This is a genomic window from Algoriphagus sp. (assembly GCF_013373065.1).
Taxonomy (GTDB): domain Bacteria; phylum Bacteroidota; class Bacteroidia; order Cytophagales; family Cyclobacteriaceae; genus Algoriphagus.
In genome coordinates this window covers 112,530-137,770 of sequence record NZ_JABXIN010000008.1, presented here as the reverse complement: position 1 = coordinate 137,770, position 25,241 = coordinate 112,530, and the positions used below count along the sequence as shown (strand labels likewise).

Sequence of the window (25,241 nt, the reverse complement as noted above, 5' to 3'; positions counted from 1 at the left end):
GCGTTCATCCTGAGCCAGGATCAAACTCTCCATTGTATAGTAACCTTATTTACGGCCTCGCGGCCGCCCTGTCTTTTGGATTTTTGCTGTACAACATTTCAATGAACTTTTCCGATACTTCAACCGGAACTGCAAAACTAACCCCCTCAAAGGTTTCGTCCTGTGTCTTTGGTCACTCTTACCCTGTTTTTTCAACCGCTCCTTCCGAACGGGACTGCAAAGGTAAAGACTTTTTTTATCCCCGCAACATCGGAACCGAAAAAAAAATTAAAATATCCGTCCCCCCTTCTTCCAACTCTCCTCCACCGGCGCCTTTCGCGCTTTCGGGACCACAAATATCGGAGGTTTTTTCCTCCTGGCAAGCATAATTCTCAACCTTTTTTTTACTCAATTCCTAAAAGGCTGATAATGACCAGTGAAAATGAAAGAAAAATTTTAACAAGGTTATTTTTATCAAGTTTTTGAATCATTAAGGCCCCTATTGCACTACTTTCTGTGTCAAACTCTTTTTTAAAATTTAAAACCTGGGGAATTAAAAAATTTTCTTCCTTTAGAGGAAAAGGGTACTAAATATCTCACCGACAATTCATGGGCTCCGCCCGAAATAGCTTGACCTAATTTAGAGATTGAATAATCAAAACTATATCCAATCTCCAACCCAGAATTTAAACTAACCCCCACTAAAGCTATTAAGGATTCATTATTGGGTAATTGATACTTCGTTGGAAGACCTCTATACCAAAGACCTAAAATCAAGGGCTCAAAATAAAATTCCGCTCCAAGATCCAATTGAGAAAAGGCTCCCTGTTTCTTGTAATTTATGGCTAAAGCCAAACTCCGCTCTTGATCAGTATTATTGAAATAATCATTAATATCTCCTGGCGCTAAGTTGATCCGATATCCTCCATGCAAGTTGTATCGAATAGGTAACTGATTACTATCAACATCTAGGTAGCTAATCGGTGGCTCTAGTAAATGAAAAGCAGAAAAACCAAACCAATACCTCTTTCCATATGATAAAATCCCTGCATGAGCATCAAAGGAACTCAGGCGACTATCCCCTTCAAAACCATCACCCGGCCTCCCAACTATGACTCCCCTATCAATATCTAATTGAGTTCCAAGAACTATATCGTCAAAAAAAGCATCACGGGAAGCATAACTTCCTTGCATACCGAATTGTAAAAAATCAGTTTCTGAAAACCGCAAACGATAGGAATAGGCAAGCCCTATTTCAAATTGCTGAGTTTGAGTAAAGCTCTCTTTGGCACCTGTAACAATTATCCCTAAGCCACTATTTAATTCCTCAAAGAAATGATCCCCATAAGAGGTGAAAGCAACAAAACTTTGCTCCAATGCAGGCCACTGATTTCTAAAATTAAACCCCACCCGGGTTTGATCAGTGCTTCCTGCAAAAGCAGGATTTAAATAGAGCGGATTTGCATAAAATTGTGAGTATTGAACATCCTGAGCAGCGGTCATAAAGATCACTCCTAAAAATAAAACCAAAAAAAGTCTATAGAATTTACTCATCTGACCAATCTGAATTTACCACTTCGCGTAACCTTTTCACCATCTATACTTATTCCATCAAATCGATATACGTAAAATCCAGCATCCATTAATTCACCTTTAAAAGTACCATCCCAACCATTACTTTCAAGTTCATCTGTCTGAAAAATCAATTCACCCCAAGAGTTGAAAATCATTAGATCAATAGAAACCAAGCCCTTGTATTTAGGAACAAAAAAATTATTCTCTTCTTCTAGGGGAGTAAAACCAGAAGGTATCATTATTCTATAGCTCTGGGTAATCGCAACGGTTTTTTGAAATTTTGATTGACATCCATACTCATCCTCAATAGTAAGAACAACTTCAAATTCTCCCTTTTTTCCGAACACATGAACTGGATTTTGTTGCATTAAAGTATTACCATCTCCAAAATCCCAAACCCAGCGAATAGCTCTTTCATCTGAAAAATCTGTGAATGCAATCGGATCATCAGCAAATATTCCCCCACTGGCCTCATCCTTTATATCTGTACCCTCCACGACAAAATCAAAATCAACAGTCAAAGGAATTGTCTGAATAAACACCTCTACTTCAATAGCCCCTCCGAAACAATCAAAATCTTTTGGCTTCACAGATAATTCGAAATTTCCACTTTGGGATACCTGTTGGAGTTCTTCATTTGTCAAATCAAGACCATTCCCAACTAGCTTATAATCATAATTTTCAGGTTCGTAATTGATCAGAAAGTCAAAAATATTTACTGGCTTTCCGACTTCACACCCAACAACGGGCCCACTCATTTGTAATGTTGGATATTCAGGATAGTTGACCTGAATTCGATTGGATTTTGCAGGGCAGTTTTTTCGATTATAAGCCCAAATCTCATACAATCCCGGCTCTGAAACTGTTAAAGAGGCGGCAATCTCCTCTTCTAATAATATTCCATTCTTATACCATTCGTATCGCTGATATGCTTCGTCACCCTCTGAATTAAAAATCACACTTTCTCCAGGACACAGATTAAATGTTTCTTCCAAGGGATTCTGTGCTTCTTCAGCTAGGATACGAACTGGTGAAGGAGATTCTTGAATGGTTAATGTTATCTTATTACCGCTTGAAGTTTTTCCATAATTATCTGTAATGGTATAATAAACCTCAACTTCTTGATCCCGAGTACCCGGATTGGGGAAAAAGGTATAAGCCCCCGCTTCACCTGCTTGAAGAATACCTTGAGGCAAAACCAACACTTGATTTTCTTCCAAACATTTTCCCTGGTTACAGATGTCTGAACTGTTTGTTTCGATTTCCTCAAGACTTCTAAAAAATTGAAGACAACGAATTTGGGAGTCCTGATTGGGCAAAACCACCTCCTCATCGGTAATGTAATATTGATTTTCTTGTCCTTCACATGATGCTACATCTTCAAAATCAACCCCTGTTGGGTCCAGCAAAGACTCACTTGCGGAAACCTCCACCTTGAGATTTCGGATTTCATGAAAATTGGTAAAGCCTCCTGTAGATGCCGCAAATCCAATTTTGAGTTCCTTTGGAGCTGGAAAATCATAAGGTCGGTCAAAGATCGTAACCATTCGAGGTTGACCCGGTTCTGTGGTCACCATCATTCGAAGCGTTAAAAAATAACCCACTCCATCCGGGTCCGGCTGTAATTCAAGAAAAACCTTTCGATATCCTACTTGGCCTGGTTCGGTAACCCTAAAAGTTCCTGCTCCACCAGAACTAATCGGGAATTGGGATCCAGGTCCGAACCCATCCTTGTCAGTACCTGAGGCCATGGTTTTCCTACCTACCACAAACGGATATCCTGTAAACCCATTTCCGGGACCTCTGACTACAATTGCATCCGGAACCAATTCCTCAGCCACCCCTTGAAAACCACCATTTTTTCCTTCAGCCCGATTCCCAAAGTTTCCGAATTCATCAAATCCAATTCCCAAATAAGCATTGGTTAATCCGGGTTCTTCATTGCGCGGAGCATATCCAAGAGAACCTCCAAAACCACCTGGAGAAAAATTTTGAGTGGTTGCATCAAAGAGAAAAATAGAAAGGCCATCCGCTAAGAACTGGCCAACTCCTCCGTATGAAAAGTATTCGAATTCAGCTTTTATACCATAAGCCGAAGGAAATGGGACATCAATGTAGACATATCCAACTTGATTATTTTGGTTATTGGTTAGCCGTAATACTCCATCTACCAACACCGCATCTCCTCCAAAAACCGTATTGGCCTGTGTCGTACTTGTTTGAAAAGTTTCACAATAAGGAAAACCAAATTGAGCTTTGGCTTCAATGAAAAACAGAAAAATACCAACTAGAAAAACCAAAAATCGCTTCAACTCCTTCGCATTCATTTTTCCCAAAATACAAAACGACACTTAAAATATTAAAGCCCTGAAGAAATTCCTCCAGGGCTTTAATTGATTTGTGTGATTCTTATCGTTTGATGGTCTGTGTTCTGTCTGGACCAACTGAAACCAAGCGGATCGGAACCTGAAGTTCCTTCTCAAGATATGACACATAATCTTTAAGTTCTTGAGGAAAATCTGCATAATCACGAACATCTTCCAGGGAGCAATTCCAACCTTTTAAGGTTTTATAAACTGGTTTAACCTCAGAATCAGCTATCTCATAGGTCAAGCGATCAACTCGAGTTCCATCTGCCAGTTCATAATGGGTACACACTTGGATATCTTCAAAAATATTCAAAACATCTGCCTTCATCATAAAAAGCTCTGTTACGCCATTGATCATAATGGAATATCGAAGCGCTGGTAAATCAAGCCAACCGCACCTTCTTGGTCTTCCTGTTGTACTGCCAAATTCATTACCTTCTTTCCGCATCGCCTCTCCCGTATCATCAAATAATTCCGTTGGGAAAGGCCCACTACCCACACGGGTGCAATAGGCTTTAAAAATTCCAAACACCTGACCGATTCTGGCAGGCGCTACTCCCAATCCCGTACAAGCACCTGCGGTCATCGTACTGGAACTGGTCACAAAAGGATAAGAACCGAAATCAATATCCAATAAAGAACCTTGCGCTCCTTCAGCTAAAATCTTCTTGCCGGATTGTAGGGCATCATTGACGGTGTATTCACTATCAATTAGGTTTAGTCCCTTGACAAATTCCACGGATTCGAAGAATTGCTTTTCCATTCCCTCCAACTCATCCAGTGGAAAATTATAAAAGGATAGAATCGTCTTATGCTTTTCAACTAGGGTATTGTATTTTTCTTGAAAATCCTCACCTAAAACATCGCCGATTCGCAATGCTGATCGACCAATTTTATCCTGATATGTTGGACCAATTCCCTTAAGGGTTGAACCGATTTTTTTATCTCCCTTTGATTTTTCATAAGCCGCATCCAAAAGCTTATGGGTCGGAATAATGATGGTAGCTTTTTTCGAGATGACTAGGTTTTTCATGTAGTCGATCGAAAATTTACCTAATCCCTCAATTTCTTTTTTAAGGATGATGGGGTCCAAAACCACCCCATTCCCAATAATATTGAGAATTTGCGATCTAAAAATTCCAGATGGAATTTGGTGTAAGACGTGTTTTATTCCATCAAACTCGAGGGTATGACCCGCATTGGGTCCGCCTTGAAAACGAGCTACAATTTCATATTCTGGAGCTAAAACATCGACAATTTTACCTTTGCCCTCATCTCCCCACTGGAGACCAAGCAGCACATCCATCTTCATATTGATGCTATTAATAAATGCAGTAATGAGTTTTTAAAGGCCGAAATTTGCAATTAGCCTAAAGAAAACCAAGTGATTCGAATTTAAATATTGAATTCCAAAATGAATTCCCTCTTGAAATATCAGTTTTTAGCTTGAAACTCTTCCACGGAATCAAAAACCGTAAAAATATTGTTAAGCTTGGTAATTATCAGAAGCTTCTTCACATGCTCAGATGGAGCTGCAAGGAATACCTCACCTCCAACGTTCCGCATTTTTGTAAGCATAGTTATCAATAAACCAATTCCACTGGAACTGATATAGCGGACTTCACTTAAATTGATAACAAAGGTTTTTGCCCCTTCTTGAATGGCATCGGAAACGATTTCCACGAGTTTGGGACCAACTTCATCACCAATTAAATCACCTTGAATATGTAAATAATAGGCTTTTTCGTCCTTTTCTAAATTGTAAGTCAGTTTCATGCTGATTTTGATGTATCTGGTCTATTTTCACATTTTTCCTTCGTGCAATTCCCATATAAAATCAAGGAATGATGAAGCACTTGGAAGTTTAAAATATCTCCTACGGTATTCTGGATATTTTGGATTCGAGGATCACAAAATTCCAAGACCTGATTGCAATCCACACAAATTAAATGATCATGCTGCTTATAGCCGTAGGATTTTTCAAACTGGGCCAGATTCTTTCCAAATTGATGCTTGGTCACCAAATCACATTCAACCAATAAGTCCAAAGTATTGTAAACCGTAGCCCGACTCACACGGTAATTTTTATTCTTCATACTGATGTAAAGACCCTCTACATCAAAGTGTCCGGTACGGCTGTAAATTTCCTCTAGAATTGCATAGCGCTCAGGAGTTTTTCGAAGCTTTTGGTTTTCTAGATATGCAGTAAATATTTTTTTTACTTCCTCAAAATGGGCTGTATTCAAAGACATTTTCAGCGATTTTTTCCAAATATAACGGATGAAGGGGATATATGATTCAAAACTTAATCAAAGCGAGAAACCTTGATAATCCCATCCACTTGTTGCAGGTTTTTAATTAAAGTCTCCAAGTGTCCTGTACTATGAACGTAAAGCTTAATCGTTCCTTCAAAAATTCCTGCATCAGAATCCACAGTGATCGAGCGCATATTTACCTTCAGTTCATTTGAAATGACCTTCGTGACATCATTGATAAGTCCTACCCGGTCAGTTCCCACAATATGAAGCCCCGCCAAAAATGCTATTTCCTTTTGACTGGTCCAGCGTGCTTTTATAACGCGATTTCCATGGTTTGAAAGCAATTCCAATGCATTAGGACAGGAAGTTCTATGGATTTTAATCCCCTCATTTACAGTCACAAAACCAAACACATCATCACCAGGAATGGGATTACAGCATTTCGCCAAAATATAATCCACGACATCCATGTCCTCTCCAATTAAAAGTTGATCATGGTCTGGCCCTTTCAGACTTTTTATTTCTTTCGTAAAGGAGGATTCATCCTTCACTTTTTCCTGAATGGCCTTATGTTTTAGCTTTTGATTTTCTTTGAAATCCTTAAACGACTTAATAGTCGTTGGATCAATGATTCCTTTCCCTACTCGGTAATAAAAATCATTGGCAGTCTTTAATTCAAAATAAGCTCGAAGTTTTTCAATGGTCTCCGAATTAAATTCCATCTTCATCTGCTTCAGCTTTCGCTGTACAATTTCTCTACCATCTAAAATTGCCGATTTCTTTTCCTCCCGAAGAGCGTCTTTGATTTTCGCTTTTGCTCGAGAAGTCACTACATGACTGAGCCAGTCTTCAGAAGGTTTTTGCTTATTGGATGTAAGAATTTCTACTTGATCCCCATTTTTAAGCTTATGAGTGATGGGCACCAACCTTTGATTGACTTTTGCTCCAATACAACGTGCCCCTACTTCTGTATGGATTTCAAAAGCAAAATCCAAAGCAGTGGCTCCAAATGCCAGCACTTTTAGATCTCCTTTCGGTGTAAAAACAAAGACTTCCTCCTGAAATAGGTTTCCCCTGAAGTCATCCATGAATTCAATAGCATTCCCTTCATTGGATTCAAGCATACTTCTTACTTGCGTAATCCATTCGTCTAACCCAGAAGAACCTCGAGATCCATGATCTTTTTCTTTATACTTCCAATGGGCTGCATATCCTCGTTCGGCAATCTCATCCATGCGTTGCGTACGTATTTGGACTTCCACCCATTGACCAGCATTACTCATTACTGTAGTATGGAGAGATTCATAGCCATTTGATCGAGGTGTAGAAATCCAATCGCGTAATCGATCAGGGTTGGGTCGGTAAAAATCTGTGACGATAGAGTAAACCTGCCAACAATCTGCTTTTTCATTATCCAACTCAGAATCCAAAATAATTCGGATAGCAAAAAGGTCATAGACTTCTTCGAAAGGGATTCCCTGTTTTTTCATCTTGTTGTAAATGGAATAAACAGATTTGGGTCTTCCCTTAATGCTAAACTTGAACCCCTGTCGAGTCAATTCCTCCTCTATCGGTTGAATGAAATTCTTGATAAAGCGATTTCGATAGGACCTAGACTCATTTATCTTTTGCACAATCTCTTTATAGGTAGCAGTATCTGTATACTTCAAATACAAATCCTCCAATTCAGATTTAATTGCATAAAGACCAAGACGATGAGCAAGTGGGGCATACAAATACATCGTCTCAGATGCGATTTTAAGCTGTTTATGCCGAGGCATGCTAGCCAAGGTCCGCATATTGTTCAATCGATCTGCTATTTTGATCAATATCACCCGGACATCATCCGATAATGTGAGAAGCATTTTTCGAAAGTTTTCTGCCTGTTGGGAACTTCCATAATCGAATACTCCTGCGATCTTGGTTAATCCATCAATGATGGTCATCACCTTTGACCCAAACTCTCGCTCAATATCTTCCAATTCCCAATCCGTATCCTCCACCACATCATGGAGCAAAGCAGAAACGATTGAGGTAGTCCCCAATCCAATCTCTTCCACACAAATCAGTGCGACTTCCAAGGGGTGATAGATATAGGGTTCACCGGATTTCCTACGCATATCCTTATGCGCTTCCAAAGCGACATTAAAAGCTTTTTTAATGGTTTTGGCATCCCCTGGCTTTAAAAATGGCTTTGCCTCCCGAAGCAGTTTTCGATAGCGCTTTAGTATCTCTTTTCGTTCCTCCTCTGCATCAACTTGGATCATAGACATCGATCAGAAATTTTAACCCAAATATCGCTCGAAAGAATTCGATTTACACAGTGATAATATTTTTTCATTGCATGCTTGTAATTTATTTCTAAGTAGCTACCTTTGCATCCACAATTGACAAACGCACAAACGAGTTGCGTAAGTTCATGCGGATGTGGCGAAATTGGTAGACGCACTAGACTTAGGATCTAGCGCCGCGAGGCATGGGGGTTCGAGTCCCTCCATCCGCACAAATATCGGACCCTCAATCACTGCCTGAATCAATATTCGGGAAAGAGATTGAGGGTTTTTAGTTCAGATTTATCATAAATATTCGCGCTTTGGAAATTACACTAGACAAGCATTCCGCTAATCAAGCCTCTATTAAAATTAAACTAACTGAGGCAGATTATCAAACCAAGGTTGATGCAAAACTGAAAGACTACGCCAAAAAGGTAAACATCAAAGGATTTCGTCCTGGGAAAGCACCTATAGGCATGGTCAAAAACATCTACGGAACCTCCGTTTTAGTTGAAGAAATCAACAACATTCTAGGTGAATCCCTTAACAATTACCTGAAAGAACAAACTTTCAGGGTATTGGGTGATCCCCTACCTGTTGAAAATGTAGAGGAAAAAATCGATTGGAAAAACCAAAAAGATTTTGACTTTGAGTACAAAATCGGATTCATCGAAAATTTCGAGCTTCCAATCGACAAATCTCTAAAAGCCACCAAGTATTCAATCAAGGTTGATGATCAGCTTGTAGAAGAGACCCTTGCCAATTTAAAATCTCAGTATGGAAACAGTACCAATCCTGAAACTGCTGAGGCAGGTGACCATGTCTACGGAGATCTTTCTGTGAAAGAAGGAGATTTTTCAAAGACTGTTTCTCTAGACCTTTCAAAAATCACTAAAAAACTTGCTGAACAGTTTATTGGCAAAGGAAAGGATGAAGTAGTTGAATTTACTGCGAAGGATGTGAAAAAAGGCCAATGGGAAGAAGCCTTTGGACTCAATGAGGAAGAAGCTGCCAGCATTTCAGGTGGCTTGACTTTCACCATCAAAAACGTCAATCGTACTGAAGAAGCAGAAATGAATCAGGAATTTTTTGATAAAATCTTCGGTCCAGATCAAGTAAAATCAGAAGAAGAGTTTATCAATAAAGTTCGTGAAACGCTTCAATCCAGCTATGACCGGGAAGCCAAAGTGTTCACAGAAGAGGAACTGAAAAAAGTATTGGTTGAGAAAGCCAATTTAGACCTACCAGAAGAATTTCTAAAGGAGTGGCTTTTGAAGGCGAATGACGGGAAAGTCTCAGAAGCTGATGTGGAAAAAGAATTTCCAATCTACGCTCAGCAGTTGATTTGGTCTTTGGTTTCAAACGAAATCGCCAAAGCAAATGAAATTAAGGCGGAGCATCAGGACGTTATCGAGAAGACAAAAGAGATGATCCGAGAGCAATTTGCATCTTCTGGATTAGGAGCTTCTTTGGAAAACAGCATGGATTTATTCGTCGATAATTACCTTAAAGGAAATGACGGACAAAACTACATGAACATGGTGACTTCCGTACAAAACGACAAGGTTTTGGCATATGTCCAAGATAAAATTGATTTGAAAGAAAAGGCCATAAACCTTGAGGAGTTTAAGGAACTTTTGGAAAAGTAAATTGATTAAGAATCTAAAAAAGTCCTTATTTAAGGGCTTTTTTTATTTTTGTTAACCACATTTATCAAATTATGATCAACAAAGAGGAATTCAGAAAATACGCGATTCACAACCAAGGAGTAAGTGGATCAGCTTTTGACCAGTACACCCAACACATCGAAAATATGACGCGGGCTGTGATTGAGGAACGTCCTTCAAATTTTCGAGAGATTGATGTTTTCTCACGCTTGATTATGGATCGCATCATCTTTTTGGGAACCCCTGTGGATGATCACATTGCCAATATCATCATTGCACAGTTGTTATTCTTAGAATCTGTTGATGCTAAAAAAGATGTCCTATTGTACATCAACAGTCCGGGAGGATCTGTAACGGCAGGCCTAGGCATTTACGACACCATGCAATACATTGGTCCAGATGTAGCAACCATTTGTACTGGTATTGCTGCTTCTATGGGGGCTGTTTTGTTGGCAGGAGGAGCAAAAGATAAGCGTTCTGCACTACAGCATTCTAGAGTCATGATTCATCAGCCTTCAGGTGGAATGCAAGGACAATCCAAAGACATGGAGATTTCTCTTAAGCTAATCCTTTCCATGAGACAGGAGCTCTATCAGATTTTGGCAAATCATACTGGAAAAACATTTGAAGAAATCGAGCGGGATTCTGACCGGGATTATTGGTTGAAAGCTCCTGAAGCCAAGGAATATGGCTTAATCGATGAAGTATTAGTTAAAAAATCAGTTTAATGGCTCAAGTAACCTGCTCCTTTTGCGGAAGAAATAAGAAAGATGTGGACCTGATGGTCTCCGGCATATCAGCCCACATCTGTAATTTTTGTATTGAGCAAGCACATATGATCTTGGGTGAGGAAGAGAAAACAAAAAAATCCTCTCAATCCAAACCCAAATTCAAACTTAAGAAGCCGAAAGAGCTCACCTCCTACCTAGACCAGTATGTCATCGGACAAGAAGATGCCAAAAAGGTCTTAACGGTTGCAGTTTATAATCATTACAAAAGATTGCAACAAAAAGTGAGTGATGATGATGTGAAAATTGAAAAATCAAACATCATCATGGTTGGAGATACTGGGACAGGAAAAACATACTTAGCAAAAACACTTGCTAAAATCCTGGAAGTCCCTTTCTGTATTGCCGATGCCACTGTCCTTACCGAAGCCGGCTATGTCGGGGAAGATGTGGAAAGCATCTTGACCAGATTATTGCAGGCGGCAGATTACAATGTAGAAGCAGCCGAACGTGGAATTGTTTACATCGACGAAATCGATAAAATTGCTCGAAAATCAGATAACCCATCCATCACAAGAGATGTAAGTGGTGAAGGTGTTCAGCAAGCAATGTTGAAGCTATTGGAAGGAACGGTAGTAAATGTCCCTCCTCAAGGTGGCAGAAAGCACCCAGACCAAAAAATGATCGCCGTTAACACAGAAAACATATTGTTTATCTGCGGGGGAGCATTTGATGGGATTGCAAGACATATTGCGAAACGATTAAATACGCAACCTTTAGGCTTTAGTAAGGCCGCTGGTTCTGCCGTAGCTGATCGAGAAAATTTACTTCAATATATCACGGCCCAGGATTTAAAAGCATTTGGCTTGATTCCAGAATTGATTGGGCGACTTCCTGTATTAACGCATTTGGACCCACTTCACAAAGAAGCTCTTAAACGTATTTTGACTGAGCCTAAAAATGCATTGGTGAAGCAATACACAAAACTTTTAGAAATGGAGGGAGTAAAATTGGTATTTGAAGAGAGTGGCTTGGATTTCATCGTAGACAAGGCAGTCGAATACAATTTGGGAGCCAGAGGATTGCGTTCTATTTGTGAAGCCATTATCACTGATGCGATGTATGAACTTCCATCTGATGACAGTATCAAGGAGCTCATTATTGATGAGGCTTACGCTAAATCACAATTTGATAAATCCAAATTCAAACGGCTTCAAGTTGCCTAAATAAAAAAATCCCGATGAGTGATCATCGGGATTTTTTGTTTTTGGGATTTTCCGATTACTCTACTTCCACTTCGAAGTAATATTCGGTTCCATCATTAAACATTCCAAGAACTACGATCTCTTGACCACTTAGCTCATTCAATACTTCAATCAATCGATCGGCATCTGAAATTCGGATTCGTCCATCTTCGCTGATGATAGAGGTAATGATGAATCCAGGTCTTGCCCCTGCAGATCTCCAACCTGATCTTCCAACAGTTGTGATCATGGCTCCTCCTGAAATCCCCAATCTTTCTTTTTGCTCATCAGAAATATTCTCAAAAAGCACCCCATCAAATTCATAGGTCTTCTTTACTTCTTTCTCGACAATATTTGTATTCCCATTAAAATTCCGAAGCGTAGCCACGGTCTCCATTTTTTTACCGTCTCGGATATATTCCACATTAACTTTATCACCCGGACGTTTTCTAGCCACCATTTCCTGTAGGATAGAAACTGAGGTAGTTTCTCGGCCATCTACCCCAACAATGATATCTCCAGGTTTTAAACCAGCTTCTTCTCCTCCACTATTCGGATTCACACCATTAATGTAAACTCCCTGATCAACAGGTAATTCCATATTCAACTCATCCTCCAATTCTGGACTTACATCACGAATAGTCACTCCCAACAAACCTCTTTGTACAGCTCCATATTCCATCAAGTCATCCATTACCTTTTTGACTAAGCTACTTGGAACTGCAAAAGAATAGCCACTGAAGGTTCCAGTAGTCGTGGCAATAGCCGTATTGATACCGATTAATTCACCCGCAAGATTAACTAATGCTCCTCCAGAGTTGCCTGGGTTTACCACGGCATCAGTCTGAAGAAAAGATTCAATCTGTAAGTTATTTTCTACTGCTCCCCGAAGAATCCCAATATTTCTTGCTTTCGCTGAAATAATACCAGCTGTTACAGTGGAATTTAAGTTGAATGGATTCCCGACAGCCAAAACCCATTCACCGATTTTTGTCTCGTCAGAATTGCCAAATTTGACAAATGGTAAACCATCCGCATCAATTTTCAATAAAGCCAAATCGGTTGTTGGATCTGTACCAATTACTCGGGCCACATAGCGCTTATTGTTGTCCAGGGAAATATCAATTTGTGTAGCATCTTCCACCACATGATTATTAGTCACAATGTACCCATCAGAAGATATAATCACTCCGGACCCAGAACTCATTGCACCGCGGAACTCTTGATTTCCTCTTGGGGGAAAACCAAAAAGCTCTTGCATGGGATCCCGAGGTGTGTTCCCTCTAAATCCTATGGTACTTTTAACGTGTACCACCGCGGGTGTAACCAATTGGGCAGAAGCTACAAAATTGATCCCTTCCGGTACGGTAAAATTTTCTCCAGAAAGTAGGTTAACAAAACTTGCCTTCTGCTTTTCATCGAAATTTGAAGGTTCCTGAGACTGTATGAAATAACTCACACCTGCCAAAGCAACGATGCCTCCGATTAGAGAGGCCAACAACATCCCTAGAAAGAATTGTCTTTTGTTCATAATTTTATCTCTATGCTTGTTTCTTCTGATTAACTCAAATTTTATTCAAAATTGCTTAAAGTGAAGTTCAATTTAACCAGTTTTAACCGCGCTTACTTCTTTTTAACTCAAAAAAAAGAGTGGGGTTAACCCACTCCTTCTTTATTTCACTTCAATCGAAGCCTTATTAACTTTTTTTTCTGCCTTAGGAAGGAAGATCTTTAAAATTCCATCTTCATAGACAGCTTCGATTTTGTCAGGATTCACATTGTCAGGAACATAAAATGCTCTTGAAAAAGATCCATATTGGGTTTCCAAACTGTGGAAGTTTTTTCCTTCTTTTTTCTCTTCGATTTTTCGTTCGCCAGAGATAGTCAATCTTCCTTCAGTTAAATCCACATGAAAATCCTGCTTTTTCATACCTGGAACAGCCAACTGAATTTCAAACTGTGCATCGTCCTCTGAAATATCCACGGCAGGACTGAATTTCCTGGTTTCATTTTCTAAAGACTCATTGAAGAATCGTTCAAATAATCCTCCGAAATCTGCGGAGAATAAGGGATCTAGTTGGTTATACTTTGTGAGTTTCATCATGTCCTCCTTTATTGTTTGTTCTTTATTCGTACAATCTCATTGTAGAAATATTCGTACCAGTGAAAATAATGCGCCATTTTGTCCTGATTTAAGTTGGTTCCAATTCAAAAAATGTCTTTTTGACATTTTTTATTCACCCATTATTTCCCCATAGATTTTTTATATATTCAAAATCTAATCTTGATCTATGAGAAGCTATCTAGCATTTATCTTTTCGCTCAGCTTATTAATTACCTTTTCCAATCATTCTGTTTTTGGTCAGTCTTCACTCGTTACCAAAATTCTTCCTGATACATCGTCAAATTCAGAAGTCCAAAAAGAAAGTCAAAAAGTCCTTCAAAATAATAATAACGGGACCCGTGTTTCTTCGGAAACAAATTTGAATCAAATTTTAACTCAGCTTTACTCCAAAACCAACCGCTATACTACTGAGATAAGTAGAATCAGAGTTTCCCTTCAGGAGCCCTTGGACACGGCTGAAATGATGGAAAATATTCCCAAACTGGAAACGGTAAACAAGGAAGTCCAAATCCTGATTCAAGACACGTTACGGAAGGATAATATTAGATACCTAAAAGGGATTTCTGCTATTCTCAATACCTTGCTTGGTGAGGTAGGCAAATACGAAGGGGTTCTTCAAGAAAGGATCGATAAAGTTTTAAAAGCTAATTTGGAATTAGAAAAAATCAAAAGTGATACGCTTTTAAACCTGAGTAAAAAGGAAATGGAAATAATTCCAGGTCTTTTCGAGCAAATTACAGTGCTTAAGGAAGAGATTAAAAATTTAGAACAAAAAATTCGTGGTCAGGAATTAGTGCTATCCCAATATCAGGTTCTACTAAGTAAAATCAACTTTCAAATCATCTCCAATGAGCAATACTTCAGACTAAAAACAAAGGAGACCAATAGAAAAATATTAGTTAAAGAATTGAATTATTTATGGGAAGAAAGAGATGAAAACTTCGGGTCGAAAAAATCCACTTGGCAGGTTACTGTAGAATCATTTTTCGCCAATACATCATTCGTCCTACTATTTTTTGAAAGAAATATTGGAAAGATAACCATCTATTTTCTAACATTTTTCGTGGTTGCTTATTGGCTAAAAAGAATAGTCAAAACCATTTCTACCGAGAAAGATCACGGTAACACCATCTTATCTAGAAGTATTTCGATTAAAAATCACCCGTTTATTTCTGCATTTATTGTTATTACTCCTTTTTTCTTAGTTGTTTTCACCAACCCTCCTATCCCCTTCAATTCCGGAATTTCCTTTTTGTTTGCCTTAGCTGCATCTTGGCTAATCAAAGACTTCTTCCCAAAAAGATTTCAAAAGATATGGTGGATTTTCATCCCCTTCAGTCTTATTGGGCCGACTATTGGTCTAAATTGGGCCCATAATTATAATGAGCGGTATGTTCTGATTGGAGCTAATGTAATTGGGGTTCTTCTAGGTGTTTTAACTATCACTAATTGTAAAAAAGGAGACTCCAAAGGAAAAAGCCTACTGATATTTTTAGCAATTTTCATCATCGCCTTCAATTTAACAGCTCTATTTGCAAATGTTTTGGGAAGGTTTAGTCTTGCTAAACTTCTTACTATTACTGGGGTTACTGGATTTTTTAGAGGGGTAGCTTTGTACATCTTCACGATATTGGTTATGGAGGTTTTTTACCTTGGAATGGAAGCTAATAAAAACTCCACCTTAATCACCAGTTATTTTGATTTTATTGATTTAGAGAAGAGATTCTCCGGAATATTAAGACTATTTGCAGGTGCAATTTGGCTTTATGGAGTTTTGTCTTACATAGGTTATTATGATATCATATATGAATACATAACCGAATTCCTTTCAGAAGAATATACGATAGGCAATACAACTTTTACATTCGGAACAATTTTCCTCTTTATTCTAATCCTATTAATATCCTCGCTTTTAGCGAATATCGTAGCCTATTTCTTTTCTATTAGAGATCAAAAAAACGCTTCCTCTAGAAACAAAAGATTGGGGAGCTCAATCCTTTTGATCCGATTGGTGGTGATTATCATAGGATTTTTTATCGCTTTAACAGCTGCAAAAATCCCAATCGATAGAATAACAATTGTACTAGGGGCACTTTCTGTAGGTATAGGTTTTGGTCTTCAGACCATTATCAACAATTTGGTATCAGGAATTATTTTGGCATTCGAGCGGCCTATCCAAATTGGTGATGAAATAGAAGTGGGAGTAAACAAGGGCACTGTCAAGGAAGTAGGGATCCGAGCAAGTAAAATATTGTCCTATGACGGTTCAGAAATCGTAGTTCCTAATGGAGATTTACTTTCCCAAAGTCTCATCAATTGGACACTTTCTGATAAGCGGCGGAGAATTGAGCTCATTATTGGAGTGTCCTATGAGTCAGACATGAAAAAGGTAAAAACCCTCTTGACCGAAGCTTTAAATAAAAACAATATTTTGAAAGTTCCACCCGCTAAGGTTTTCATGCAAAACTTTGGAGATTCTTCAGTAGACTTCAGGTTGCTTTTCTGGGTAGAAAGTATGGATGTTTGGCTGGAAATACGCTCTGAGGTAATGATTTCGATTTTTGAAACCTTCCAGGAAAACGGAGTCGAAATCCCGTATCCAAAAAGAGATCTTTATCTCAAATCACTCCCTTTTGAATGGAAAGAAACTATCACAAAACCAACATCCCCTTCCATAAATGAGGATGGCGATGAACCGACTAAATAAAAAAATCCCCGGAAATTCCGGGGATTCGTTTTTCAATTCAAAAATGCTTTATGCTTTTTTGACGTTGATGGCATTAGGACCTTTTTTGCCATCCTTGACGTCGTAGGTTACTTTGTCATTTTGGGCAACTTTGTCCACCAATCCGGTCGCATGAACGAAGATATCACTTTGAGACTCATCGTCCACGATAAAACCGAATCCTTTGGCTTCATTGTAAAATTTTACTGTACCGGTAAACATAATAAATTAATATAAATTGTAAATGAATATGCAAGTAATGTAAATATTTGTTTATAAATATCAAAAAATTCAAAATTCTATTTTGAAATATGAAGAAAGTCTACATTATCCGTCATGCCAAATCATCTTGGGAAGAACCTTGGTCAAATGACCATGATCGACCACTCGCCCCAAGAGGATTACGGGATGCTCCAAGAATGGGAAAACACCTCAAGTCCAATAGTATTTTTCCTGATAAGATCAGTTCTTCGACTGCCCTTCGCGCAAAAAAAACCGCAAAAATTATCGCTAAAGAATTAAGCTACCCGCTCGATAAAATCGAATTTGAAAAAGGTCTGTATCATGCCTCAGCCCATACCTATCTAGATTTCATTCAGCATCAAGAAGATGAAATCAATTGTCTTTTTTTAATAGGACACAACCCCGGCATGAATGGTTTGATTCATCTTCTCGGAGTAGCTTTAGACAATTTACCTACAGCAGGAATATGTGGATTTCAAACAGAAGCAAAATCTTGGGCTGACTTCAAGCCTGAAAATGCAAAATTCATATACTTAGATTACCCTAAAAAGAAAGCTTAGGAAACTTCATACTGCCTTACGTCTTGAGTGACTTCAGGGAATCGCTCTGGATTACTGAGTAAAAATTCAATTTTCTTCGCTACTTCCTCTGGATTCGCCAATTCATCCTGCTCTTTAAACTCTAAGAATTTCTTTAATTCAGGAAAATCTTGTTCAGCTGCTTGACGGATCTCGTTTTGCATATCTGTATCAACAATTCCTGGTGCCAAACTGAAAAAACGGAACTCTGAAGTCCCACTTTCTTTATTTGCCACTTGAGTAAACATGGCCAAAGCAGCTTTGGTACTGCAATATCCTCCCCAACCAGCCACGGGTCGAGTAGCTGCACCTGATGAAATATTACATACTAATTTCTTTGCCGGGTAACCTTTATAAGCTCTAATAAAAGCATTGGTCAAGTACATGGGCGCCAGGAGATTCACATTTACCTGAACACGCATTTCCTTTGGATGCATTGACCCAATTGGCTTAATTTCTCCAATCCACCCTGCATTGTTGATCAAGATAATTTCTTTGTAATCCCCTCTTGGAAAAACATCCTCCAGTTCATTTTTCAAAACATCTAAATCAGCTAGGTCTAAACTAATCTGCTGAAGACGAGGTGAATCAAAGTCCAATTTGGATCGGGAAATACCGATGACATCAAATTTCCCTTTGTTCAGGTAATGATGCATGAGTGCTTTCCCTAAACCTTTGGAATGACCGGTAATAACGACAAGAGAGTTGTTCATATGTAAAGAAAATCAGGATGATAATCTTTTACCTAGCAAGGATCGTCCCAAAAATTAAAAAAATACAAAAACGCTTTAATTCATATCATTTTATAAAGAAAAAACCCCGGAAAACCGGGGTTGAATCTTATAAAATGTACTGGGAAAGATCTCTATTCTTCACCAAATTATTAAGTCGCTCCTGAACCATTTCTTTGGTAATCATTATTTTAGAATTAGGCTCGATACTATCAGGTACATCAAACAGAAAATCATTAAGCAAATGTGACATAACTGTGTGAAGTCTTCTTGCACCAATGTTTTCTACCTCTTGATTGATCAAGAAAGCGATACGAGCAATTTCTTCAATAGCCTCATCATTAAATTCCAGCGAAACCCCTTCGGCTTCAAATAAAGCCTGGTACTGCTTGGTTAAGGCATTTTTCGGTTCTCTTAGAATTCTGGAAAAATCTTCCTGCGTCAAGCTATTTAATTCGACCCTGATGGGAAATCGCCCTTGCAATTCCGGAATCAGATCTGAAGGTTTACTTACATGAAAAGCCCCCGCAGCAATGAATAAAATATGGTCTGTATTGATAACCCCATATTTGGTATTTACTGAAGAACCTTCTACAATCGGAAGAAGGTCGCGCTGCACTCCTTCTCTGCTTACATCAGGGCCTCCTCCATTTTTTCCAGACTTAGATGCAATTTTATCGATCTCATCAATAAAAATGATCCCATTGTTCTCAGCCAGTTTAATAGCCTCCTCTTTTACCTCATCAAAATCAATCAATTTTGAAATTTCTTCTTCGAGCAAGATTTTACGAGCTTCTTCAATGCTTACCTTTCTCTTTTTAGTTCGTTTAGGCATCATTCCTGAAATCATGTCCTGAAGTCCAGCCATGCTGGCATCATCCATCATTCCATTTCCGATCATACCAATCCCCACTGGAGAAGAAGCTTTGACATTAATTTCAATTTTTCGATCGTCTAGCTCACCTTTTTGAAGTTTTTCACGAAAACGTTCTCGAGTTCGCTCATTCAATTCTTGATCGTTAGATGGTTCATCTTCCAAAGTTGTGGAAACAGGAGTTGTTCGAAAACCTGCTCCTTTAACCGGAGGAATTAAAATATCTAAGATTTGCTCCTCAACTGCTTCAGCAGCACGGGCCTTCACCCCTTCATTTTTCACCTCCCGGACTAGATGCACCGCCTGCTCCACCAAATCACGAACCATGCTTTCCACATCGCGGCCCACATACCCCACCTCCGTGAATTTGGAAGCTTCAACTTTCGTGAAGGGAGCTTGGGCAACTTTAGCAAGCCGTCTGGCAATTTCTGTTTTACCAACACCGGTTGATCCGATCATGAGAATGTTATTCGGAACGATATCCTTTTGAATATCCGTCTTGACCATCATTCTTCGGATTCGATTCCGAAGGGCGATAGCGACATTTCGCTTAGCATCCCCTTGCCCAATTATATATTTATCTAATTCCGCGACAATTTGCCGAGGAGTCAAAGAAAGTATTTGATTCATAGTTTTTTGTTTTAAAAAGTAACCGTCCTTTTTATGATTTTCAGATAAAATAAAACTCCTATCAGTCTTTAGATTTCTTTTCTTTATCAAAAGAAAACTGCAATGGACGATCCACTTTTGATTTTAGCAGGGCTATATCCAAAACTTCACTCACGGTATCCACGAAGTGAAACTCAAGCCCTTTGAGATAGTTTTCGTTTATCTCGTCTATATCCCTTTTGTTCCTTCGGCAAAGTATAATCTCCCGAATACCTGCTCGCTTGGCAGCCAAAATCTTTTCTTTAATACCGCCAACTGGTAAAACTTTACCAATTAAACTGATTTCACCTGTCATCGCTAGCTTGGACTTCACTTTGCGCTGCGTATATACGGAAGCCATAGCTGTCAACATCGTTATTCCCGCAGATGGACCATCTTTTGGAACTGCCCCAGCGGGAACGTGAATGTGTAAATCATACTGATCGAAAATGCGATGATCAATTCCCAATTCTTCAGCTCTTGATTTGAGATAAGAAAGAGCAGTCATGGCAGATTCTTTCATCACCTCACCCAATTGACCGGAGAGCGTTAGCTTCCCTCTCCCGCGACTCAAACTGGATTCAATAAATAGGATTTCACCTCCAACACTGGTCCAAGCCAATCCAGTGACTACTCCAGCGATGGAATTATCCTGATAGGTTTCTTTATCGAAGATTTCTGCTCCCAAGACTTTACGAACAGTCTCCACGTTGATCTTAGGATCGTATTCTTCTTCCATTGCGATGGATTTTGCGACATATCGAACGACCTTACCAATAGCACGCTCCAAATTTCTAACCCCGGATTCTCGTGTATAATCCTCAATAATTTTGACTAAGGCAGCTTTTTCAAATCGAATTTGATTGGCTTTCAAACCATGTTCCTTACGCTGCTTAGGAACTAAGTGTCGCTTCGCAATCTCTACCTTTTCCTCTTGGGTATATCCGGTTACTTCGATGATTTCCATTCGATCCCGAAGTGCAGGCTGTATGGTATCTAAGGAGTTTGCAGTAGCAATAAATAGGACCTTACTCAAATCATATTCAACCTCCAGGAAATTATCCATGAAGGCAAAATTTTGCTCTGGATCTAAGACCTCAAGAAAAGCCGAACTTGGGTCGCCACGGAAATCAGAAGAAAGTTTATCGATCTCATCCAATACGAATACAGGATTAGAAGTCTTCACCTTCTTCATATTTTGGATGATTTTACCAGGCATGGCACCCACGTAGGTCTTCCGATGGCCTCTGATCTCGGCCTCATCGTGCAATCCTCCCAAGGACATCCGAATATATTTTCTACCTAAAGCAGCAGCAATAGATCTTCCAAGAGATGTTTTCCCTACTCCAGGAGGTCCATACAAGCAAAGAATAGGACCTTTCAGATCCTGCTTCAATTTCAATACTGCCAAATATTCGATGATTCGATCTTTAACTTTCTCCAAACCAAAGTGATCTGCATCCAGCACCTTTCGGGCATGTTTTAGATCAAAGTTATCTTGGGTAAATTCATTCCAAGGCAACTCAACCATGGTTTCCGCATAGTTTAGAGCTATTGGATATTCAGCAGCAGAAGGATTTATGCGAAGAATTTTATCCAATTCTTTTTCAAAATGCTTCTTAACCTCAGGTGGCCAATTTTTCAAAGCCCCTCGAGCGCGCAAATCTTCCACCTCTTTTTCGGGACCTTCTTCGCCCAATTCCGTTTGAAGGACTTTCATCTGCTGCCGCAGAAAATAATCTCGCTGCTGCTGATCAATATCTGTATGAACTTTTTTCTGAATCTCAGACTTAAGTTCCAACATTTGAATATCCTTCAGCATGAATTCGAGCAGTAAGGTAGCTCGTTCAACGCCATCATTGATTTCAAGTAATCGCTGTTTGGACTCTACCGAAGCATTGATATTCGAGGAAAGAAAATGCGTTAAAAAAGGCGTATTATCAATATTATCCAAAGCCACTTGGGCTTCACGAGGAATCTCAGGGTTGAGGTGCAAAATCCGTGTAGCAGCTTCCTTTAAGGATTCTTCCAAGGCTTTCAATCGCTTGGAGGACTTTGGGAAACTCTCTTCAAGGTACTTGACATTAGCCACAAAGTAGGGATCCTCCGTGACTTGCTCCTCAATTTGGAATCGCTTCTTACCCTGGATAATGATGGTAGTATTTCCATCTGGCAAAACAATCATTTTAATGATTTTGGCCACCGTCCCCACTTGGTAGATATCTTCCCAACTCGGATCATCCACGTTCGGATTTATTTGAGCGCAAACCCCTACTAATTTATCTCCCTTTTGGGCCTTTTTCACCAGTTTTATGGATCGCTGACGACCTACCGTAATAGGAATCACCACCCCAGGAAATAAGACAGTATTTCTAACCGATAAAATCGGGATTTGCTCTTTAAGATTTTCTGTACCTTGTTGACCATCCTCCTCATCAGTGATCAGTTGGATCAAATCACCTTCATTGGCATAATCACCTACGATCAGATTTTCAAATAAGGATTTTTCGAATTGACTCATATAGACATTTTGACAGACAAGCTGTCGGTTTAATGCGAATTTTTAATTTATACCACTCATTTCTTCGTAGCGCCAAGAGAAGTTCAAGGGGTATGCCAAAGACAAATAGGGTCATATTGGCAGAGTCAAAAAAACCGAGCTGATCGGCTCGGTTTTAAGTATTTGATAACTTCAAAAGGAGACCTTAGCCTGTGATAAATTTCAAGATATCATTCCCGATGGCAAAAACCATCAAAACCAATAAAATAGCCATGCCTACTTTTTGAGCGTTTTCCAAAAACCGATCTGAAGGAGCTCTGCCAGAAACCATTTCATACAATAAAAACATCACATGCCCTCCATCCAATGCTGGAATAGGAAGCAGATTCATAAAAGCCAAAATCATGGAAATTAAACCTGTAATACTCCAAAACTTCCCCCAATCCCAAGAGTCTCCATAAATTTTAGCCATTCCAATAGGGCCACTTACATTCTTCACAGAAACCTCTCCTGTAAACATTTTGCCCAAGGCCTTTGCATTTATAATGACTACACTAAAAGCACGTTCCGTACCTTTTGACAAGGCCTCTGAAAACCCATATTTCCTTCTTACAGGCTCAATTAATGGATTTGCTGCAATGCCGATTGTACCTTCCGCAGAAACAGGGACCGCAAGCGTATCCTGGACGCCATTGGATTCCACAACTAATTCCGCTTCCTGATTTTTTAATGCTGCCAATGCCGCTTGAAGCTCATCAAAATAATGAACCGATTCTCCGTTCACCGCTAGGATTTTATCTCCCTGTTCCAAACCAGCCTTTTCCGCAGCACCATCAGGGGCTACATCCAAAATGTCAAATGGAACTCGAATAGAAACAAACTTTGCAAAAGCTTCTTCTGAATTGAAGGTATTGATAAAACCACGAGGGATTTCCACTTTCACTTGCTCTCCATTACGATCGACTGTGTAATAACCGTTCTCGGCAAGTAAAACACTACCACTGCTCAACTCATTGATACTCTGATAAGGCTGACCATTTACATCAACAATTTTATCACCTGTTTTTAAGCCGATAGATTCTCCATACTCATAGGCTATGATGCCATTTTCAAGAATTTGATCTCTAGAAAAATAGGTTTCACCGTTATTGTAAACTAAAACCACAAAAATGATTATTCCGGTAATCACATTCACGATAATACCTCCTAGCATAACAATTAGGCGTTGCCAAGCTGGCTTCGCCCGAAATTCCCAAGGTTGAGGTTCTGAGGCTAACTGAGCGGTATCCATGGATTCATCTACCATTCCAGATATCTTCACAAATCCTCCCAAAGGGATCGCTCCAATCGAATATTCAGTCTCTCCCCATTGAAAGCCTGCAATCTTTGGAGGGAAACCGATAGAAAATTTTTCTACTCGCATGCCAAAAAGCTTGGCCGTTAATAAGTGCCCCAACTCATGCAATCCTACCAGGATAGACAATCCCAGTAAAAGTTGGCCCACCATAATCAAAGTATCCATTATTTGTACTGTTTTATTAATTCTTTAGAAATCACTCGCACTTGCTCATCACTGGCTACATAATCATCCAAACTCGGATGGCTGATAAACTCCGCCCGATTCATTGCATCTTCAATCAACTCGGACATTTTCAAAAATCCAATTTGATCTTTCAGAAAAGCCTCCACCGCTATTTCATTGGCTGCATTAAGCATACAAGGGGCATTTCCTCCTTTCTGCAAAGCATCAAAAGCCAGTTGAAGGTTCCTGAATGTTTTCAAATCAGGTTGTTCAAAAGTCAAATTGGGATAATTTAAGAAATCAAATCGCTCAAAATCACTTTTGAGACGATGTGGGTAGCTTAAAGCAAACTGAATAGGAATACGCATATCCGGAAGCCCGAGTTGTGCTTTGATTGATCCGTCCTCAAACTGCGCCAGAGAATGAATGATGCTTTGGGGATGAACTACTACCTCAATTTGATCGGTCGATAAGCCAAACAACCATTTGGCTTCAATTACTTCCAAACCTTTATTCATCAAAGAAGCAGAATCAATCGTGATTTTTGCTCCCATATCCCAGTTAGGATGCTTCAAGGCTTGTTCTTTGGTAACCGATTGAAGAAACTCCCGGTCCTTCCCCCTGAAAGGTCCTCCCGATGCAGTTAAAATGATTTTTTCAATTGGATTATGCCACTCACCCACCAAGCATTGAAAAATTGCTGAATGCTCAGAATCTACTGGGTAAATATTTACCGCGTTTTCTTTTGCTAACTGGGTGATGATTTCTCCCGCAACAACCAAGGTTTCCTTGTTAGCCAGGGCAATTTGTTTTCCAGCACGGATAGCATGAACGGTAGGAATTAATCCTGAATAACCTACCAATGCAGTCAATACCACATCGATGGTTTCCATTTCCACCACCTGAGCCAATGCTTTGGGGCCAGCAAAAACTTTGATATCATGTGGAATCAACGCATCCTTGACCACTTGGTATTTGGCTTCATTGGTGATGACAACCGCATTGGGCTGAAACTCCAAGGCCTGCTGAATCAATAATTCGCAATTATTTTGAGCGGTCAACACCTCCACCTGAAAATCCTCAGGATGCTGACGGATCACCTCTAGGGTCTGTGTACCAATACTACCGGTACTACCCAAGATGGCTACGCGCTTCAATTCTGACATGTATGTTTTTATATTTTGAAAATTAACCAGCCCTTA

Annotated in this window: 20 protein-coding genes and 1 tRNA gene; 6 read left to right on the top strand and 15 right to left on the bottom strand. The window is 39.4% G+C overall.

The window, feature by feature from the left end:
- Positions 1-235 precede the first annotated feature (235 nt).
- The 7 genes from HWE15_RS06605 to HWE15_RS06575 all read right to left on the bottom strand — a co-directional run bounded on the left by HWE15_RS06605 (position 236) and on the right by HWE15_RS06575 (position 8,448).
- Positions 236-391 carry a hypothetical protein gene (locus HWE15_RS06605; RefSeq protein WP_290506719.1) on the bottom strand — a complete coding sequence of 52 codons (156 nt, stop codon included), beginning with the start codon at positions 389-391 and terminating at the stop codon, positions 236-238.
- Positions 392-510: 119 nt separating this feature from the next.
- Positions 511-1,533, bottom strand: a complete 1,023-nt coding sequence (locus HWE15_RS06600; protein WP_290506718.1) for a type IX secretion system membrane protein PorP/SprF — start codon at positions 1,531-1,533, stop codon at positions 511-513.
- Positions 1,530-3,881 carry a PKD domain-containing protein gene (locus HWE15_RS06595; protein WP_290506717.1) on the bottom strand — a complete coding sequence of 784 codons (2,352 nt, stop codon included), beginning with the start codon at positions 3,879-3,881 and terminating at the stop codon, positions 1,530-1,532. The genes HWE15_RS06600 and HWE15_RS06595 overlap by 4 nt, the downstream gene beginning before the upstream one ends.
- An 82-nt stretch (positions 3,882-3,963) precedes the next feature.
- Positions 3,964-5,235, bottom strand: a complete 1,272-nt coding sequence (locus HWE15_RS06590) for an adenylosuccinate synthase (RefSeq protein ID WP_290506716.1) — start codon at positions 5,233-5,235, stop codon at positions 3,964-3,966.
- Between the two features lie 122 nt (positions 5,236-5,357).
- Positions 5,358-5,699, bottom strand: coding sequence for an STAS domain-containing protein (locus HWE15_RS06585; RefSeq protein ID WP_290506715.1), 342 nt, complete (start codon positions 5,697-5,699; stop codon positions 5,358-5,360).
- A complete protein-coding gene (locus tag HWE15_RS06580; RefSeq protein WP_290506714.1) occupies positions 5,696-6,175 on the bottom strand; it encodes a Fur family transcriptional regulator in 480 nt (159 codons plus the stop codon). The genes HWE15_RS06585 and HWE15_RS06580 overlap by 4 nt, the downstream gene beginning before the upstream one ends.
- A gap of 53 nt (positions 6,176-6,228) precedes the next feature.
- Entirely contained in the window at positions 6,229-8,448 is a 2,220-nt protein-coding gene (locus HWE15_RS06575; RefSeq protein WP_290506723.1) for a bifunctional (p)ppGpp synthetase/guanosine-3',5'-bis(diphosphate) 3'-pyrophosphohydrolase, read from the bottom strand.
- Positions 8,449-8,602: 154 nt separating this feature from the next.
- Here HWE15_RS06575 and HWE15_RS06570 point away from each other — a divergent pair.
- The 4 genes from HWE15_RS06570 (at position 8,603) to clpX (ending at position 12,075) form a co-directional block, all read left to right on the top strand.
- A tRNA-Leu gene (locus HWE15_RS06570) sits at positions 8,603-8,684 on the top strand.
- Positions 8,685-8,774: 90 nt separating this feature from the next.
- On the top strand, positions 8,775-10,103 hold the full coding sequence (gene tig, locus HWE15_RS06565; protein ID WP_290506713.1) for a trigger factor: 1,329 nt from the start codon (positions 8,775-8,777) through the stop codon (positions 10,101-10,103).
- Positions 10,104-10,174: 71 nt separating this feature from the next.
- Positions 10,175-10,849, top strand: coding sequence for an ATP-dependent Clp protease proteolytic subunit (locus HWE15_RS06560; protein WP_290506712.1), 675 nt, complete (start codon positions 10,175-10,177; stop codon positions 10,847-10,849).
- Positions 10,849-12,075: an ATP-dependent Clp protease ATP-binding subunit ClpX gene (gene clpX / locus HWE15_RS06555; protein ID WP_290506711.1), complete on the top strand. Its 1,227-nt coding sequence runs from the start codon at positions 10,849-10,851 to the stop codon at positions 12,073-12,075. Before HWE15_RS06560 ends, clpX begins: the two co-directional genes overlap by 1 nt.
- A gap of 55 nt (positions 12,076-12,130) precedes the next feature.
- Here the strand turns inward: clpX and HWE15_RS06550 are convergent, their stop codons facing one another.
- The gene (locus tag HWE15_RS06550) at positions 12,131-13,624 is read right to left on the bottom strand and encodes a trypsin-like peptidase domain-containing protein (protein ID WP_290506710.1); all 1,494 of its coding nucleotides are present in this window, start codon (positions 13,622-13,624) and stop codon (positions 12,131-12,133) included.
- Positions 13,625-13,765: 141 nt separating this feature from the next.
- Positions 13,766-14,197 carry an Hsp20/alpha crystallin family protein gene (locus tag HWE15_RS06545; RefSeq protein WP_290506709.1) on the bottom strand — a complete coding sequence of 144 codons (432 nt, stop codon included), beginning with the start codon at positions 14,195-14,197 and terminating at the stop codon, positions 13,766-13,768.
- 187 nt (positions 14,198-14,384) lie between these two features.
- Here HWE15_RS06545 and HWE15_RS06540 point away from each other — a divergent pair, with 187 nt between their 5' ends.
- Positions 14,385-16,925: a mechanosensitive ion channel domain-containing protein gene (locus tag HWE15_RS06540; RefSeq protein ID WP_290506708.1), complete on the top strand. Its 2,541-nt coding sequence runs from the start codon at positions 14,385-14,387 to the stop codon at positions 16,923-16,925.
- Positions 16,926-16,973: 48 nt separating this feature from the next.
- Here HWE15_RS06540 and HWE15_RS06535 read toward each other — a convergent pair whose 3' ends face one another.
- Positions 16,974-17,165: a cold-shock protein gene (locus tag HWE15_RS06535; protein WP_135074524.1), complete on the bottom strand. Its 192-nt coding sequence runs from the start codon at positions 17,163-17,165 to the stop codon at positions 16,974-16,976.
- An 89-nt stretch (positions 17,166-17,254) separates the two neighbouring features.
- Here HWE15_RS06535 and HWE15_RS06530 point away from each other — a divergent pair, with 89 nt between their 5' ends.
- Positions 17,255-17,746 carry a histidine phosphatase family protein gene (locus tag HWE15_RS06530; protein ID WP_290506707.1) on the top strand — a complete coding sequence of 164 codons (492 nt, stop codon included), beginning with the start codon at positions 17,255-17,257 and terminating at the stop codon, positions 17,744-17,746.
- Here HWE15_RS06530 and HWE15_RS06525 read toward each other — a convergent pair.
- The 5 genes from HWE15_RS06525 to HWE15_RS06505 all read right to left on the bottom strand — a co-directional run bounded on the left by HWE15_RS06525 (position 17,743) and on the right by HWE15_RS06505 (position 25,205).
- A complete protein-coding gene (locus HWE15_RS06525) occupies positions 17,743-18,477 on the bottom strand; it encodes an SDR family NAD(P)-dependent oxidoreductase (protein ID WP_290506706.1) in 735 nt (244 codons plus the stop codon). The genes HWE15_RS06530 and HWE15_RS06525 overlap by 4 nt on opposite strands.
- 127 nt (positions 18,478-18,604) lie before the next feature.
- Positions 18,605-19,999, bottom strand: a complete 1,395-nt coding sequence (gene hslU, locus HWE15_RS06520; protein ID WP_290506705.1) for an ATP-dependent protease ATPase subunit HslU — start codon at positions 19,997-19,999, stop codon at positions 18,605-18,607.
- A 61-nt stretch (positions 20,000-20,060) separates the two neighbouring features.
- Positions 20,061-22,538: an endopeptidase La gene (lon, locus tag HWE15_RS06515; protein WP_290506704.1), complete on the bottom strand. Its 2,478-nt coding sequence runs from the start codon at positions 22,536-22,538 to the stop codon at positions 20,061-20,063.
- Between the two features lie 184 nt (positions 22,539-22,722).
- Positions 22,723-24,039 carry an RIP metalloprotease RseP gene (gene rseP, locus HWE15_RS06510; RefSeq protein ID WP_290506703.1) on the bottom strand — a complete coding sequence of 439 codons (1,317 nt, stop codon included), beginning with the start codon at positions 24,037-24,039 and terminating at the stop codon, positions 22,723-22,725.
- Complete coding sequence (locus HWE15_RS06505) at positions 24,039-25,205, bottom strand: 1-deoxy-D-xylulose-5-phosphate reductoisomerase (protein ID WP_290506702.1); 1,167 nt, start codon at positions 25,203-25,205, stop codon at positions 24,039-24,041. The genes rseP and HWE15_RS06505 overlap by 1 nt, the downstream gene beginning before the upstream one ends.
- Between the last annotated feature and the right edge of the window lie 36 nt (positions 25,206-25,241).